General features: G+C 37.0%; 15 protein-coding genes. 3 read left to right on the forward strand and 12 right to left on the reverse strand.

Annotated elements, in window-relative coordinates; translation table 11 throughout:
* Positions 1-2 precede the first annotated feature (2 nt).
* Together JFU23_RS12170 and JFU23_RS12175 are read left to right on the forward strand one after the other, a co-directional pair.
* Positions 3-755 carry an ABC transporter ATP-binding protein gene (locus tag JFU23_RS12170; RefSeq protein ID WP_085312659.1) on the forward strand — a complete coding sequence of 251 codons (753 nt, stop codon included), beginning with the start codon at positions 3-5 and terminating at the stop codon, positions 753-755.
* Positions 752-2,725, forward strand: coding sequence for an FtsX-like permease family protein (locus JFU23_RS12175; protein ID WP_201031988.1), 1,974 nt, complete (start codon positions 752-754; stop codon positions 2,723-2,725). Before JFU23_RS12170 ends, JFU23_RS12175 begins: the two co-directional genes overlap by 4 nt.
* A 54-nt stretch (positions 2,726-2,779) precedes the next feature.
* Here JFU23_RS12175 and JFU23_RS31060 read toward each other — a convergent pair whose 3' ends face one another.
* The 7 genes from JFU23_RS31060 to JFU23_RS12210 all read right to left on the reverse strand — a co-directional run bounded on the left by JFU23_RS31060 (position 2,780) and on the right by JFU23_RS12210 (position 9,217).
* Positions 2,780-2,974, reverse strand: a complete 195-nt coding sequence (locus tag JFU23_RS31060) for a YjcZ family sporulation protein (protein WP_061674573.1) — start codon at positions 2,972-2,974, stop codon at positions 2,780-2,782.
* A gap of 179 nt (positions 2,975-3,153) precedes the next feature.
* Positions 3,154-4,479 carry a gluconate permease GntP gene (gene gntP, locus JFU23_RS12185; protein WP_002167483.1) on the reverse strand — a complete coding sequence of 442 codons (1,326 nt, stop codon included), beginning with the start codon at positions 4,477-4,479 and terminating at the stop codon, positions 3,154-3,156.
* A gap of 65 nt (positions 4,480-4,544) precedes the next feature.
* Positions 4,545-5,270 carry a GntR family transcriptional regulator gene (locus tag JFU23_RS12190; RefSeq protein WP_002015828.1) on the reverse strand — a complete coding sequence of 242 codons (726 nt, stop codon included), beginning with the start codon at positions 5,268-5,270 and terminating at the stop codon, positions 4,545-4,547.
* On the reverse strand, positions 5,270-6,286 hold the full coding sequence (locus JFU23_RS12195; protein WP_201031989.1) for a sugar kinase: 1,017 nt from the start codon (positions 6,284-6,286) through the stop codon (positions 5,270-5,272). The genes JFU23_RS12190 and JFU23_RS12195 overlap by 1 nt, the downstream gene beginning before the upstream one ends.
* On the reverse strand, positions 6,279-7,034 hold the full coding sequence (gene dagF / locus JFU23_RS12200; RefSeq protein WP_000181936.1) for a 2-dehydro-3-deoxy-phosphogluconate aldolase: 756 nt from the start codon (positions 7,032-7,034) through the stop codon (positions 6,279-6,281). Before dagF ends, JFU23_RS12195 begins: the two co-directional genes overlap by 8 nt.
* Before the next feature lies 1 nt (position 7,035).
* Positions 7,036-8,139 (reverse strand): DgaE family pyridoxal phosphate-dependent ammonia lyase, encoded by a 1,104-nt coding sequence (locus JFU23_RS12205; protein WP_201031990.1) that lies wholly within the window; start codon positions 8,137-8,139, stop codon positions 7,036-7,038.
* The gene (locus JFU23_RS12210; protein ID WP_201031991.1) at positions 8,117-9,217 is read right to left on the reverse strand and encodes an amidohydrolase/deacetylase family metallohydrolase; all 1,101 of its coding nucleotides are present in this window, start codon (positions 9,215-9,217) and stop codon (positions 8,117-8,119) included. Before JFU23_RS12210 ends, JFU23_RS12205 begins: the two co-directional genes overlap by 23 nt.
* A gap of 334 nt (positions 9,218-9,551) precedes the next feature.
* On the opposite strand from JFU23_RS12210, the gene JFU23_RS12215 reads away from it, so the two are divergent.
* Entirely contained in the window at positions 9,552-10,781 is a 1,230-nt protein-coding gene (locus JFU23_RS12215; protein WP_201031992.1) for a translocation protein TolB, read from the forward strand.
* 153 nt (positions 10,782-10,934) lie between these two features.
* On the opposite strand, the gene JFU23_RS12220 is transcribed toward JFU23_RS12215, so the two are convergent.
* From JFU23_RS12220 to JFU23_RS12240, 5 genes are all read right to left on the reverse strand, one after another.
* Complete coding sequence (locus JFU23_RS12220; protein ID WP_201031993.1) at positions 10,935-11,795, reverse strand: M15 family metallopeptidase; 861 nt, start codon at positions 11,793-11,795, stop codon at positions 10,935-10,937.
* A gap of 82 nt (positions 11,796-11,877) precedes the next feature.
* Positions 11,878-12,984: a HAMP domain-containing sensor histidine kinase gene (locus tag JFU23_RS12225; protein WP_201031994.1), complete on the reverse strand. Its 1,107-nt coding sequence runs from the start codon at positions 12,982-12,984 to the stop codon at positions 11,878-11,880.
* Complete coding sequence (locus JFU23_RS12230; protein WP_085312668.1) at positions 12,977-13,675, reverse strand: response regulator transcription factor; 699 nt, start codon at positions 13,673-13,675, stop codon at positions 12,977-12,979. Before JFU23_RS12230 ends, JFU23_RS12225 begins: the two co-directional genes overlap by 8 nt.
* A gap of 287 nt (positions 13,676-13,962) precedes the next feature.
* Positions 13,963-15,069 (reverse strand): o-succinylbenzoate synthase, encoded by a 1,107-nt coding sequence (gene menC, locus JFU23_RS12235; RefSeq protein WP_201031995.1) that lies wholly within the window; start codon positions 15,067-15,069, stop codon positions 13,963-13,965.
* Positions 15,070-16,515: an o-succinylbenzoate--CoA ligase gene (locus tag JFU23_RS12240; protein ID WP_201031996.1), complete on the reverse strand. Its 1,446-nt coding sequence runs from the start codon at positions 16,513-16,515 to the stop codon at positions 15,070-15,072.
* Between the last annotated feature and the right edge of the window lie 96 nt (positions 16,516-16,611).

Here is a 16,611-nt window from a genome sequence, read left to right on the forward strand (position 1 = left end):
TTATGGAAGAAGTATTACACATAAAAAACGTCTCAAAAGTGTATGAAGGAAAGGTCCCTCATACTGCTTTAAAAAATATAAATTTACATGTAGATAAAGGAGAATTTGTTGCTATCATGGGACCATCTGGTAGCGGTAAATCTACATTTTTAAACGTTATCTCTACAATTGACTCCCCTACTTCTGGTGATGTCGTGATTAATGGAAAAAAACCGCACACATTTCGTAGAGAGAAGCTAGCTATTTTCCGCCGCCAAGAGTTAGGGTTTGTTTTCCAAAACTTTAACCTATTAGATACACTAACAATCGGTGAAAATATCGTACTGCCTTTAACGTTAGATAATGTTCCTTTAAAAGAGATGGACGAAAAACTCGATAACATTTCAAAGAAACTTGGAATTGATCATATTTTGGACAAGCGTATTTTTGAAGTTTCTGGAGGACAAGCACAGCGTACCGCAGTAGCACGCGCTGTTATTCATCATCCGTCTCTTTTACTCGCTGATGAACCGACAGGAAACTTGGATTCTAAGTCAGCGATTGACGTAATGGAGTTATTTACGAAGTTAAACAAAGAAGAAGATGCAACAATTTTAATGGTTACTCATGATCCGTTTGCAGCAAGTTATTGTAACCGCGTTATTTTCATTAAAGATGGTGGGCTTTACAATGAATTACACCGCGGACTATATCGCGAGAAATTTTATCAAGAAATATTAGATGTTTTAGCATTATTAGGAGGAAGACGTGGATGACGTTTTGGCAATTTGCATTTAAAAATGTCTCACGTAATTCTAAAGCATATTTTGCTTATTTTGTAAGTAGTGCTTTTTCTATAATGGTTTTCTTTTCATTTACTGTATATGCGTATCATCCACGCTTGCAAAATTTACAAAAATTTCAAGAACGGGATCCTCTCATGAACTTAGCTAGTACTGCACAGTTTATTATCGTTTTGTTCTCGTTCTTCTTTCTCTTATATTCAGTCGGAACATTTTTAAATGTACGAAAGCAGCAATTTGGGATACTCACTATTCTTGGTATCTCACAGAGACAATTAAAAAGACTTTTATTTACCGAAAACATGATAATCGGGATATTATCTATCTTTATCGGCATTCAAGGTGGCCTTGTGTTTTCTAATTTCTTCTTATTAGTCACTTCAAAATTAACAAGTGCGAAAGGCCTCTATTTATATTGGCCAGCAGAAGCAATCATCGTTACAACCGTAACGTTTATCATTTTATTTTTAATCGTTTCTACATTTACACCTATGTTTATTCGGACTCGTAAAACAGTCCATCTTATTAAAGGGAACAAGAAAGTGACAGCCGAAAAAAGGCCGTCTATACTTATTTCGATATTTGCTTTAACTTGTTTAGGGTTATGTTATTATATTGCTGGTTATCCACAAGGCTACGTAACCGAAAAAAATGTGCAAAACGGATCTGTCTTCTTTATTATATTATCTATTTTGCCACTCGTAGTAGTCGGAACATATTTTTTCTTTTCACAAACATTTCTTCTTTTTATTTATATTTTAAAGAAGCGTAGAAAGTTTTATTTGAAACAAATAAACATGTTATGGATTTCAGACTTAGTTGCCCGTACCCGTAGTAATATTAATGTACTCTTTATCGTTTCTATGCTATCTGCGCTTGCATTTACGATTATTATCGGGTTATTTGCCGCTAATAACAATACGAAGGCATCAGTACTAGAGCGATATCCTATCCCCTTCACTTATACATCAGAAGGTGACAATTCCCTTGAACAAAAGCATATTACTACAATTGAAACTGAGCTTACAAATAGTAATTTTCAGTACAGAAAATATAAGTTTACAGTATTAAAAGATACAGCTTCAAAAGAAGACATTATGCTTATGAAGATGAGTGATTATAATGCAATTGCTAAACAATTGAAGAGACTGGAAATCACTCTTGATTCTACACAAGTTTATATTATTTCTCGTCATTCGCCAGAGCTTTTAAACCTTGTCTCAAATCCATTTGCAAAACAAGACACAATTACACTCGGATCTAATAAAAAAGAATTTCATATTAAAGGGTTTATTAATAAAGGGATTGAACCATCCTTCGCATTCCCCTATTTAATTGTTATACAAGATTATGTATTTGATAATATGATTCCTCATATTGAAACGACCATAGTTTATAATTATTTCGTGGAGAACTGGGAAAATGCGATTGTTCCGACGAAAAATATTTTACGTACAATTAGTAATGATGCAAGTGATTTTTTTGAAAAACATAAAGAAGAAAATGCTCAAACTCCTTTTTACATTCATACAGCTACTGATGAGCTAAACTACAGTAAAGGAAATTCAATTGCTCAATTCTTTATTTGGGCATTTCTTGGCTTTATCTTCTTTATCGGTGCGGCTAGCGTTTTATACTTCCGTATGTATAACGACTTAACGAATGAAAAACAAAAGTACATTACGATTACAAAACTGGGCTTAACTGAATCAGAAATGTTTCGCTCCGCAACGATTCAATTAGGAATTTTATTTTTCGTTCCTTACATCGTTGCTGGTGTTCACACGTTATTTGCGGTTAAGTTTTTACAAAGCATGTTTTCTTTCTCATTACTAAAAGAGTTACTGATTGTACTCACCTTTTTCGGGATTATCGAGATTATTTTCTTTTTCTTAATCCGCTCTCTGTACATTAATAAATTATCACAGCATATAAAACTATGAATAAAATAGCCTTGTGCATATTGCACAAGGCTATTTTCAATAGTTTTTAAATAATTAGCAGCAATATCCACCATAGCCGCCGCCATAGCCACCATAACCGCCGTAACCACAACCACCGCCGCCTCCGCCGAAGCAGCTAGCACCGATGATAATTAATAAAATAAACAATACGATTAGAAGCGCAAAACCGCCTCCGCACCCACGTCTGCGGTCGCAATCATCATGTCTGTGTTCACACTTTTCGCTCATTACTCTATTCCTCCTTTAGTATCATTCATAACAAGATCGTCTTGCTCTAAATGAGGGGATTCCATTTATATTATGTTTTCAGGGCAAATAGGAAGCTTGGCACTCCTAAAAACGGGCTTGTTTCATGAAAAGAGCCCCAACACAAAAAGAGGATACCTTTAAATAGGCACCCCCTTCTTCTAAACAAACATATTAAGTAAAAGCGCAAAGCCGAATGCAATAAATGATAACAATGTCTCCAGCACCGTCCACGTTTTAAACGTTTCTTTTACTGTCAAACCTAAATACTCTTTTACAAGCCAGAATCCTGCATCATTTACGTGAGAAAACATTAATGAACCTGCACCGGTTGCAATAACGAGTAATTCTAAATTTACACCAGACATGTGCTGAATAACCGGTGAAACAATTCCAGCTGCTGTCGTTAATGCTACAGTAGCTGAACCTGTTGCAATTCGGATTAATCCCGCTACCATGAACGCTAAGACGATTGGTGATAATGAAATATGTTCTGCCATTTGAGCGATGGCTGTTCCAACGCCGCTTTCAATTAATATTTGTTTAAATCCACCGCCTGCACCAATTATTAAAATAATGGAACCGACAGGTAGTAAACTTTCATCTGTTAATTTTTTAATCATCTTTTTATTAATTCCTTGTTTTATACCTAGCAAATAAAACGCTGCGAAACATGAAATAAGTAAAGCGATTACCGGACTTCCCACAAATACTAAAAATTCAGTTATTTTTTTCGGTAATGAAATATATGGTGCGACTACTGATAAAATCATTAAAACTACTGGCAGTAAAATAATAAAAAATGAAACTTTACGACTCGGTAAATCAGTTGATACTGTCGTAACTCGAACAAGCTCCGGTTCATTTTCAGGTATAACCCTCTTATGTACCCACTTTGCAAATACCGGTCCTGCGATAATTGCTGTTGGTAACGCGATAATTAATGAATACAATAGTACCTTTCCTAAATTCGCATTATAAATACCGATTGCTGTCATCGCACCTGGATGCGGCGGCACTAGCCCATGTACAATCGATAATCCAGCAATAACAGGTAACGCAATTAACAATATATTTTGTTTCGTTGTTTTCCGAATTGAAATAACAAGTGGTAATAAAATGACGATTCCCACTTCAAAAAACACTGGAATACCTATAACAAATCCGGCGAATAACATTGCCCAAGGTAATTTTTTCACCCCGAAGAATCGAATGAAGAAATCTGCTACTTGCATGCCAGCCCCTGAATCGGACATCATTTTCCCTAAAATTGTTCCGAGAGCCAAAATACCAACTAAATGCCCTAGTACACTACCAACACCAGTTTCATAGGCAGTAACAATTTTGGTCAAGTTCAACCCAGACATAATAGCTAAAAATAGACTAGCAACTGTTAAACTAATAAACGCATGCCATTTCCACCATGATACCCCTAAAATAACAATTGCGATCGCAATTAACGTGACGATTAATAAGTATATATCCATATCCCATTCCCCTTCGATATGAAATTTTTTTACAAAAAAAGAGGGAATTGGTCCCTCTTCATTTTTTACACATCATAATTTACAACGTAATGCTGCATTTCCGTATTGTAGTAGCCTTCACTATATTCAATTACTTCGCCAACTTCATCGTAAGAATAGCGCATACGTTTTAATAACGCTGTTCCCTCTTTTTCTCCTAACGCTTCTGCAACAAAATTAGGCGCAAATCCAACAGCGAATTCATCTCTGAAGTTTTCTAAATGTATACCACGGTCCTCGACTAGATCATAAAGCGATTGTAAGTCAAAGTCCGCTAAGTCTGTACTTGCCATTTGTGCTGAGAAATAGTGCGTATAATGAATGTACGGAGTATCATTTAAAGCATATAGACGCTCAATACGAAAACTCTCTTTACCAAACAAACGAAATGGTACTGTTCCTTCTTCATTATGAACCACTTCTGCCTTTAGCAATTTCTTTTGTACTTTATAGCCTTCTTCCACTAACACTTCTGTAAATTTCTTTCCCTTTGAAAGCTTTGTCGCAGAAGTATTTCGAATGACTTTCGTTCCTTTACCGCTTTTCTTTTCTAAATATCCTTCTTGAACGAGTTCTTTAATTGCGTTTCGCACTGTAATTTTACTCACTTTGAACTCTTCTTCTAATTGTGGTTCAGAAGGAATATTTGTATGAATGGCATAAACACCATGTAATATTCGATCACGAATAATATTTTTAATTTGTAAATATAATGGACCTCTTTTTCTCGTTACGTTCACCGTTACACCCACTACCTTTCTACATCACCTACTGATGCCATCATTGCCCGAAGTATATCTTTCTCTGATGACATTGGCGTATCACCGACGATTGTATGTGCAAGCATTCCAGCTGCTGACGCAAATGAAACAGCTTTCTCTGGTGCAAACTCTTCTATCTCGCCATGAATAATTCCGCTCGTATAAGCATCTCCAGCACCTATTCTATCATATACAGAAAACGTAAGTGTTTTGGCAAAAGTGAACGTCCCATCTTTACATATGAATCCGCGAAGTGAGTGTGTATTATCGCTATTAATAGAACGATGTGTCCCAGCAATTGTAGCGATATTATATATTTCAGCGACTTTTGGAATAAGATCAACAAGCTGTGCTTCTCGCTCCGTCTCTTCCGTTTTCATTCCGAGAACAAACATCGCATCTTTTTCATTCATCATTACAATATCGGCAAGGCCTAGCATTTCTTCATAATGAGGTTTCGCCTGTTCATACCCATCTTCTCCCCAAAGCGATGGACGATAGTTGCAATCGAAAACGACAGTGCCTCCATTTTCTTTAACTGCCTTCGCCAAAGATTTCATATGATGGCGCACAGTATTATTCATCGCAAGGGTAATCCCGCAAAAATGAACGATATCAATTTCTTTTGCAATTTCTTCAAATTGGTACATCTCTTCACATGCCGTATTGAAACTACTTTCTAATCGGTTCGAATATGTAACGCGGCTTGCGCGTGCTCCAAATCCATTTTCTAAAAAGTACATACCAACATATTTACCGCCTCTTGAAACAAACGGTGCCTGAATGCCTAACTTTTGAATATGTGATACCGCAGCATCCCCAACAGAGTTTTCCGGTAAAGTTGAAATAAGAAAACCTTCATGCCCTAGATGAGAAAGTGCTGCTGCAACGTTCACACCTGTACCTGAAAATGAGTAATTTAATGTGTTTGCTTGCGATAGCAATTCATATCCTGGCACTTGCAGGCGCATCATTACTTCACCGAATGCTGCAATTTTCTTACGCATATTGATCAACTAACTTCTTCACGACCGCTAGTAATTCACGAACATCTTCTGTTTTCGTATTGCCAGTTTCTTTATCAATAATAGAAGAGTACACGTGCGGGATAACTTGCTCTACGTTTGCTTCTAATGCAATACGTACAATTGTTTCAAAGTTTTCTTTATCAATTCCGCCCGTTGGCTCTAATGCAAATCCTTCTTCCGCACAAGCTTTCGCAACTGCGCGATATTCTTCTTCATGCGCTAAACCTTTCATTGGGAAGTATTTCAATGAATTCCCGCCCATATCACGTACAAGTGCAATAGCTGTTTTAATTGGAACGATTGCTTTCTCTTCTCCAGCTGCACTAATTGGACCAGTAGAAATATTTACGTACCCTACTTTTCCTGTAGGTGATACTAAACTATTAATCCAGCTATCTTTTCCGCCAAGATTTGCGCGCGTTGCTCCAACTGAAGGGAACACTTGGTTAATATGACTACCTGGATAATGTTTCGCAATTTCAGCCACAACTGCCGCTTGACGATTATCTCCTGCTCCTAGTCCGATTGATACAGCGTCATCAATTTCTTTTCCGTATGCTTTCATCGCAGTTACTGCTTCTTCTACTGTTGGATAATCTTTTGATAACACACCGACTACTACATAACCTTCTGCTGCTTCAAAAATGTCTTTCGCATTTCGGATATTGTTCGCTAATACATTTAATGCTACGCGGCCTTTATAAAAACGTTTTTGAATGTTTGTCATCTTAGTTTCCCCCTACAATTTCTCTCACTTTTTCTTCAATCACATGTATGTCATCGCCTTGAAGTGGACGTGGATCAATATCAAAGAACCCTTGTCTTACTCCGTAATCACGTGTGTAAATTGCGATTTCCCCTTCGCGTAACGCGGTCACAACACCTTTTGCAGTTTTATTTAATTCGTTCTCGTTAATATGAATACGCGCTCTAAAAATTGCTCTTCCAGCTTCATCTTGAACGATTGTTACATTTACACCGTTTAACTCTTTCAGCGGCATAAGTACTTGTAACAACTCTTTTTCTTGCTCACTCTTATCTTCTTTCACTCCGTACTCATCAAGCGCTTGAAGTAAGCCGAAAGTCGTTTCTTTCCCAACTTTCATACTTCTTCCGATGCAATGTAATTGTACTTTTAGCCATTCAATATATTTTCGTTTACCGCCGACAATACCAGAAGTAGGTCCTTCAATTGCCTTTGAACCGCTATAAATTGCAAGGTCTGAATACTTCACATACTTTTGAATATCTTCTTCAGCTGCCGCATCGACGATAAGTGGTACGTTATTTCGCTGCGCAACTTCCCATGCTTCTTCAACAGAAATCATATTTTTTTGTACTGCATGATGGGATTTCACATATAGAATCGCTGCTGTATTTTCGCCAATTGCATCTTCAATATGCTCCGCTTTCCCTTCATTTGCGTAACCTACTTCAACGAGCTTACCTCCGCCTAAATAAATCATCGTTTCAACAGGAGCACCGTATTGAACGTTATGACCTTTTAACATAATCACTTCGTTTTTCAGGATTACTTCTTGATGAAGTCTTTCACTTTTACGGCGATTTCCTTCTGTAACGATACCAGCGATAGAAAGCGCAATTCCACTCGATGCTGAGTTTACAACAACTGCTGCCTCTGAATCTAGAATTCTCGCAATATGGTCTCCCGCTTTATCTACTAAATCAGCAATTTCCACATAATTTTGTCCACCATGTTTCATCGCATCCATAACTGTATCTGTAGGAGCGGATACACCTAAAATACTCATTCTACCGCTCGCATTAATCACTCTTTTTAATCCGTACTTAGCATTCAATGAATGACCCATTGATTACAACCCCTTTCGTATCAATTCTTCTTTCAGCAATGCGCTGATCCCCTTCTGAATCAATTAACGTAATCGGTTCATCTTTCACCGTAAATAAAGTTAAGTTTGCAATATCTCCTACTTGAATACGACCAAGCTCTGGTTTTTTCAGCCACTCTGCCGCATTTTTCGTAACCGCATCAATTACTTCTTCTAGCGGATACCCTAAGTAAAGGAATTTCGAAAGAACGTTAGCCATACTATACACTGGACCGTGTATACGATTCTTCCGGTAAATATCTGTACTAATTGTATTAAGGACAATGCCGTGACGCTTCGCTGCCTCTGCTACTTTAAAAGAAAAACTAGCATTACCGTGACCAACATCTAAATGCACACCGCGTTTCACTGCATCTAATAACACTGACATCGGTTTTCCTTCTTCATCAAATAAATTATTTTCTTTCCCGTTTAAGTAATGTGTAATGACATCATTTTTTTCTAAAAGAGGTACAACTTCCTCAATACGCGGAGGAGCTGAACCGATATGTACCATAATCGGTAATGATGTTTCACGAGATAAAGAACGCGCTACGTGCAGCGGTTCAATTCCGCTATCACAAACGACACTTTTACTCATTCTCGCTTTTAATCCAACGATTACATCTTTATACTTTTCTACTGCATCTATTACTTTCTCTTTATCTATCCATTCCATATTGGATAATTCATCAATTCGTTTCAAACCGATGCGAGAAATATTTAAAAAGGCAAATAAATTCGTTTTTGCCTGCTTTCTACTTTGTACTAAATCTGCGATACGATCAGCTCCGCAGCTTCCCGCATCAACAATTGTCGTTACCCCTTGCTTAACGCCAATTTCATCTACCTCATCGCCATACGGATCAAACTCTGGAAAAGCATGAACGTGTAAATCAATCCAGCCACTCGATACGTAAGTACCTGCGTAATCAAGAACCTTTTCGCCCTCGCCAAAACCAGCTTTCGTCACCTGTGCGATTTTATTATTTTCAACTACAATGTCAATCTCTTCCCCGTTCACACGTTTCACATTACGTAGCACGAATCGTTCTGTCATTGTATTTCCACCCTTTTCTATAAGAAGCCATAAGAATACGCTTACATTAAAATTTCATTTTATATCTCTTTCACACGTTTAGCGTAACACAAAAAAAGGAAGAAGTAAATATAACGTTATAATGTTTAATTCCACATTATTTCCTCCTCTAATGTAAATTTGAAATAAAGTCGTTCTGCTAAAGGGTCATTTTATGGAAAATACTTAATAAAAAAATCAGATATTTTTTTAGGTGACAGAGCAAAATAGCCAAAGAAGATTATGAATGAAAATGCACATTTTGACGAGCGTTTCCATTAAATATTAGGACAGCCTATAAGTAGGAGGGATGTTCTTGGAATTTCGGATTTTATTATGTACAATCTTAATCAGCTTTTATCTATCAACGATGGTTAGCGCAGAGACCCCACCACTCACAGCTGCATTTCTCCGCGACCATCAGCTATGGATAAAAAAGGGTAATCAAGAAATACAAATCACAAAGAATCGATATGTGTATTCTCCAAAATGGTCTTATGATGGTAGGTTTATTGGCTATATTGATAGTGATGAAACGGGTAAAAAATCTAACCTATTCATTTATGATACTAAGGAGAAAATAAACTATCAGCCTTATGTAAGAGTCGTAACATCTGACTTTAAGTGGTCACCAAACAAAAATCAATTGGCATACACTGATCAAGGTGTATTAAACGTTACAAAAATAAAAAATGGTCGCCCGCAAGGTTTTGAAAATGTATCACTTGGGGTTAGTGATTTCGAATGGTTCCCGAACGGAAAGGAATTTATCGTTTCCTCACACTCCTGCTTGCGTCCTATTGGATGGGGCCCAATCCCACTTTATAGAATTCCAGTAGATGCAAATCTTGCTAAAGATAAAATAAAGCCTTTTTATACGATTCGAACAAATGAAACTGATTTATTTGCGATTGGTACTAACTATTTTAAGTGGAGTTCTGATGGAAAATGGGTTAGTTTTTTAGCCACTCCTACTGCTTCCCTGTCAATGGATAGCAATACGTTATGTGTTATCTCATCAAAAGGGGAACACTTTCAAGCGATAGGCAAACTACTAGGGTTCAAAGACTGGATGAAGTGGGCTCCATCAGCTAATCAACTGGCCTATATTTCAGGAGAAGGAAGGTTTTTGGTAGAAAATAAAAAATTCACAGTTGCAGACATGATAACATCTAAACAACAAAAGGAATACACACCTGTAGGTTATGTAGACCTTGATTTGGAATGGTTCTCACCAGACAAAGTGATTGTGGCTCGTACAAAAGAGAACAAGGAATGGAAGGAAGGGCCTGTTCCGCCGATGATCACAACGCTTTATATTATTAATATAAAAACAGAAGAACAGAAACAAATTTCCTTCCCAAAAAAGAATGAACTTGATGAAGATCCTCAAGTTGTTGGATCTTATCTTACTTGGTTTCGTAAGAAGACAAATGTATATAAAGGTGATATCTGGATGAAGGATGGCTTACATAGTCAAGAGTATATATGGCTGAAAAATGTTGATGAGGCTCCAACCTTTTTTACTTTGAATAAAAGTCATTGAACATGTGCTAATTAAAACCCTCGTCATATAAAGATTACTTTTTCTATTATTAAAAATTTGTATCTGTTCTTCTATTTTGATTCTCCCACAATAGAGCACTATTATGGGAGAATCAAATTTCATCCCGCAAAATCCCGATTGGTGAAGAAACACCTATTCCTGAACAGTCACAATAACCCCGTCCATATTGTTCCCCGAAATTTCATACTGCTTATTCACCGGAACATTCACGTTCATACGATCTGAAACTTTATAATAAGAAACCGTATATTTCTTACCTTCAACATCAGTTGAAATTTCTTTTTTCTCTTTGAGGAAGTCTAAATATTCCTCTAATGTAATTTTCTCTTTTTGCATAATCGCACTATGTGGTAAGCCAACATAACGTATATGCCACGGCTCATATTGAATGCCTGTAATATCGCTTTTATTTTTCGGATAACGTAAAACAAATCCGTGCTTCCATACATTATCTTCAATCCATTTTCCTTCAGGCGCTTTCTCCATTTTCTTTTGAGTAGACCCAACGTCGAGTGATAATCCTAAATTATGTTCACTATATCCTGCTGGAAGTGCATAATCAGATCCCATTTCTTTATATAATTTACTTTGTTCTTGAAAATCTCGGTAACCGCTACTCATTAAGAAATGCTGTACTCCATCTTTCCCAGCTGCATCGACAACGTTCAAAAACTTTTTTACAACACCCTCTGATAAGCGAAGATTTCTATCAAATATTACATAGCCTCTTACTAATTCACTATTGTGATTTACATTTATAATATCGGACCTAACACTATCTTTTTTAACCGGATAATCTTTATTAACTAATAATAGATCACCTTTATAAATTTGTTCCTCTGTAACCTCTATCTTTTCAGTGTTCGCGGCTTTTACTTTGTAATCTTTTTCTGCAATTTTAACATCGATCTCCTTTTGAAATACTGGTGATATATAAAAGCCTACACATGCTGTACATACTATAAAAAGAGAAATAAATACCCACTTTTTCATTTCTAGTTCCCCCTTAACGTGACTTACGTATAGAATAGAAAAAACTATTAAAATAAAAAGTGGGGTAAAGTTTAAATTTTTATTAAATTGCTTTGCTCTCTTCTTTTGGTAATCTCACTTCAAATATCGTTCTAATTACATTACTTTCAGCAGAGATTGTCCCATCATGCTGTTCGATAATATTTTTCGCGATAAATAATCCAAGACCTGTTCCACCCTGCTGCTCTGATCTTGCTTTATCACCTGTATAAAACATATCAAAAAGATACGGTAAATCTTCTTCTGGAATGCTATCTCCGTAATTAATAATTTGTACAACTACCTCTTCCCGATCAATATATCCGTTCACATCAACAAACTTTCCATCGTATCCATAGCGAATCGCATTCGTTAAAAGATTTTCAAATACTCGAGCTAACAATTTTCCGTCACCGTTAATAGGTAAATTCGAATCCATATTCAATCTCGCTTCTAAATCCTTTTTTTCTAATGATGGATACAATTCTTCCTCTAACTGTATAAGTAGTTCACTTATATCAATTGGTCTTTTTTCCAGCTGCAACATGCCATAATTCATTCTCGTTATTTCAAATAATTCATCAAGTAAGCTTTCAAGCCTTTCAGATTTCGTAAAAGCAATTGTGGAAAAATGCTTAATTTGTTCTTTCGTCAAATTCTCATCTTTAAGAATTAAATCTAAATAACCTAAAACAGATGTTAACGGCGTTCTTAAATCATGAGCTAAGTTAACAATTAACTGATCCTTACTACTTTCCGCAAAGTCTCCTCGTTCAACCGCTTCTTTTAATTTCTCACTCGCTACATTCATTTCGCGGGCGATATATCCAAACTCATCATTTGATGAAACACGAACTTGATTTGTAAAATCACCGTTCGCCAAATGATGAATCCCGTTTGAAATCTCATCAAAATACTTTAAATAAGGCCTTGTAAGGAAGAAGAAAAACATAATGGATAGAGGGATGAAGATAATTAAAAAGAAATTAATATCCCCAATTTGTCTTACCATTGAACGAAATTGGGCTAAAGGATCCTCATAACGAACTACTAATTTATAATAGATCCGTAATCCTTTATAAATTAAATACGTTACGCCACCAGCTAATATCATGCTTAACGCAAATAGCATAATCATCTTTGAGCGAAAGCTTCTCATTTTTTTAGCCATTGAAAGTATACCCTACTCCCCATACCGTTTTTATTAACTTATTCTTTCTTTTATCTTCCCCAAGTTTTTTCCGCAGTGTACGAATATGTACCATAACTGTATTTCCACTTTCGTAATACCCTTCAGCCCATACTTGCTGAAAAATATTTTCCACACTGTACACTTTCTTCGGATGACTCGCTAATACATATAAAATATCAAATTCTTTTGGTGTTAATTCAATTGGCTCTCCGTACACATTTACTGTTCTTCGCTCAGGATCAATAGCGACTCCGCCTATTTCTAAAGCAGATTTATTCTCCGCTACTTTCGGCTGATTTAACGTAAGAAATCGACGTAATTGTGCATTTACACGCGCAACTAATTCAATCGGTGTGAAAGGCTTCGTCATATAATCATCCGCACCTAGCACAAGACCTGTCACTTTATCAAAATCAGATGTTTTCGCACTTAAGAAAATGATTGGCATATGATGTTTCGCACGAATCTGGCGTGTCACCTCATATCCATCCATTTTCGGCATCATAATATCTAAAACCACTAAGTCAATTAGCTGAGTTTGAATAATATGCATGGCTTCTTCTCCATCAGCTGCTTTAACGACGTGGTACCCCTCTTTTTCTAAATGTATCTCAATTAAATCAGCAATTTCTGCCTCATCATCAGCTATTAAAATTGAAATGTGCTTCATTTTACTCCCCCTACTTTATTCTGTTTTCATACGCTCGATTTTAAACTAGTCTATCCAATTTGTACAATAAGAAAAGGCTACCCGTAAGAGTAACCTTGATAAATGAAATTATATCGGCAATTTTCAAAATATATCAACTGTAATTTAAATTATATCAGCGATTTTTTAAATATATCGACCGTAACTTGAATTATATCAGCGATTTTTTAAATATATCGACTTACCGACAATTAACGACAAAATCATCCCGCTATTTGCAGGTAGTCAGTACTAATAAAAGCTCCCATTCATCGCTCAAAAATAATCCGCTGCTTTGTTATTTCTTCCAACCTGCCTCGATCTACTTCATACTCACGTTCAATACTTTGCGGTACCCTTACTTTTCCGCCTTCAAGCATCACTTCTGGTGAAATGATATCCTTCTCCCAATGTCTACTAGAAGCAGATATATCTCCAGGAATCGTAAAGTTTGGCAAAGAGGCAAGTGCAACATTTTGAGCTCGTGAAATCCCCATTTCTACCATGCCACCGCACCAAACTGGTATGTTATGCTCCATACAATAATTATGGATTTGAATGGATTCTGTTAATCCACCCACTCGCCCTGGTTTAATATTAACGATTTGGCAACTACCGAGCGTAATCGCCACACGTGCATCTTCTAAACTATGGATGCTTTCATCTAGACAAATCGGTGTTTCAATTTTCTTTTGCAGTTGTGCATGATCAAGAAAATCGTAATCCGCTAACGGTTGTTCAATCATCATCAATTGAAATTCATCTAGTCGTTTCAATTTCTCTGTATCCGCTAATGTGTACGCTGAATTGGCATCAGCCATTAACGGAATGTGCGGAAACTCTTTACGAATTTCTTTCAGTAATTCGTAATCATGTTCTGGCTTTATTTTCACTTTAAAGCGCTCGTATCCTTCTTCCGCGTACTTCTCGATTTGTTTTAACATAACCGGAATCATATTTATCCCAATCACAACTCCGACTTCAATCTCAGTCCTAGTTCCACCAAGTAATGTCGCTAATGACTGCTCTTGACGCTTCGCATATAAATCCCAAACGGCACCTTCAATTCCGGCCTTTGCCATTCGGTTTCTCTTTATATGTTTGAACAAAGACGATACTTCATTCGGATGAGAGATTTCAGCTTTCAATAAATCTGGTAATAAAAAATCCTGAAGTACATGCAGCGCTGTCTTCACCGTTTCTTCCGTATACCACGGTTCAGAAAATGCAACGACTTCACCAAACCCAACATATCCATCTGTATCTTCTAATTCAACGACGATACTCTCACGCTTTTCATAAGTCCCGTAACTTGCCGCAAACGGGATAACGAGCGGCATTTTCGTTATATAAAGTGTCGCTTTTTTTATTTCCACTTACATCTCCTCCACTAATTGTCTTAACTCTCGTCTTAACAATTTCTTTGAAGCATTTCGTGGTAATTCCTCTAAGAAACATACTTTCTTCGGCACTTTATATTTCGCTAATTTCTCTTCGCAAAAACTAAGAATTTCTTCTTCTGTTACCTCTCCACTTTTTACAACAAAAGCAGTCGGTACTTGTCCCCAACTTTCGTCCTTCATACCGACAACACCCGCTTCCACTATCGCCGGATGAGAGAGCAATACTTCTTCAATTTGAGCTGGATATATATTTTCCCCGCCAGAAATAATTAAATCACTGCGGCGATCTAATACGTATAAAAACCCTTCTTCATCTAAATAACCGAGGTCACCAGTATGAAGCCAGCCATTTCTGATCGCCTCGTGCGTCGCATCTTCACGGTTAAAGTAGCCACCTGTTACGTTTGGCCCTTTTACAACAATTTCTCCTTCAGCATGTGGCGGCACTACTACGCCGTCTTTTTCAATACGAAGCTGACACTGAAATAGTGGTTTTCCGGCTGATCCTACTTTCGTTAACATATAATCTGCTGTTAACGTACAAATTTGCGATGATGTTTCTGTCATACCGTACGTTTGATACACAGGAATTCCTTTTTCCACACATGTTTCTAATAACGGCTTCGGTGCTGGTCCTCCCCCAAGTAACATGCATCGTAAAGAAGATGGATATGTACCTTCGCCAAGTCGTTCTAATAAATCTGTTAGCATTTTAGAAACGACAGAAATAATCGTAACGCCTCTCGTTTGAAGTGCTTTATGAATAAAATTAGCATCATATTTTGGAACGAGTAAAATGCGCATACCGTACATAATATTTTTCATTAAAAGAGATAACCCGCCAACGTGGAACATTGGCATACAAGCTAACCAACAATCATCATCACGAAGCCCTAAATTAAGCGAAGAACCGACTGCACTTGCCCAGTGGTTACCGTATGTTAAAATAACGCCTTTCGGTTTCCCTGTCGTCCCTGACGTATAAATAATTGTCATCGCTTCTTCTAAAGAGAATTCTTCTTGTATAAATGCTTCCGCCTTCGGTCCTTGCATCACTTCAGCAAATGAACATACTGGAACATTTTCCGTCTCAAACTCTTGATCCGTCACTAAACAAACAACTTCCGCATCATCCATTTGCCAAAGTAGCTCTTCTCTTGAAAGACGCGTATTTAAAAGCACAGCTACTGCACCTATGTAAGATAGGGCGTGAATAACTGTAATCATCTCCATACCATTTTTCATCAGAACAGCCACCTTTTGCGCCCGCTTCACTCCTACATGCGTGAGGTGTTCACAAACAGATACTACTTTTTCATGCAGCTGCACGAAAGTAACCTTCTCCTCTTCAATTTCAATTGCAGTGCGATCAGGTGTTAAAAATGCACGTTGCATTAACCAATTCGGCATCGTCTCCATCACTCATTCTCCTTTCATGAAAGAAAGAGACCTGATATGACATCAAGTCTCTTAGTTGTTTTGTTTCCGGTGTGATCTTTTAGGAGCGTCTCACAT

Source organism: Bacillus sp. TH50, assembly GCF_016650565.1.
Classification (GTDB): Bacteria; Bacillota; Bacilli; order Bacillales; family Bacillaceae_G; genus Bacillus_A; species Bacillus_A mycoides.

Bases quoted from the DNA above. Each gene is read 5' to 3' on its own strand.
- JFU23_RS12175 (WP_201031988.1), top strand. From the start codon at position 752: ATGACGTTTTGGCAATTTGCATTTAAAAATGTCTCACGTAATTCTAAA.
- JFU23_RS12210 (WP_201031991.1), bottom strand. From the start codon at position 9,217: ATGACAGAACGATTCGTGCTACGTAATGTGAAACGTGTGAACGGGGAA.
- JFU23_RS12220 (WP_201031993.1), bottom strand. From the start codon at position 11,795: ATGAAAAAGTGGGTATTTATTTCTCTTTTTATAGTATGTACAGCATGT.
- JFU23_RS12170 (WP_085312659.1), top strand. From the start codon at position 3: ATGGAAGAAGTATTACACATAAAAAACGTCTCAAAAGTGTATGAAGGA.
- dagF (WP_000181936.1), bottom strand. From the start codon at position 7,034: ATGACAAACATTCAAAAACGTTTTTATAAAGGCCGCGTAGCATTAAAT.
- JFU23_RS12225 (WP_201031994.1), bottom strand. From the start codon at position 12,984: ATGGCTAAAAAAATGAGAAGCTTTCGCTCAAAGATGATTATGCTATTT.
- JFU23_RS31060 (WP_061674573.1), bottom strand. From the start codon at position 2,974: ATGAGCGAAAAGTGTGAACACAGACATGATGATTGCGACCGCAGACGT.
- JFU23_RS12205 (WP_201031990.1), bottom strand. From the start codon at position 8,139: ATGGGTCATTCATTGAATGCTAAGTACGGATTAAAAAGAGTGATTAAT.
- JFU23_RS12195 (WP_201031989.1), bottom strand. From the start codon at position 6,286: ATGCGTAAGAAAATTGCAGCATTCGGTGAAGTAATGATGCGCCTGCAA.
- JFU23_RS12230 (WP_085312668.1), bottom strand. From the start codon at position 13,675: ATGAAGCACATTTCAATTTTAATAGCTGATGATGAGGCAGAAATTGCT.
- gntP (WP_002167483.1), bottom strand. From the start codon at position 4,479: ATGGATATATACTTATTAATCGTCACGTTAATTGCGATCGCAATTGTT.
- JFU23_RS12240 (WP_201031996.1), bottom strand. From the start codon at position 16,515: ATGGAGACGATGCCGAATTGGTTAATGCAACGTGCATTTTTAACACCT.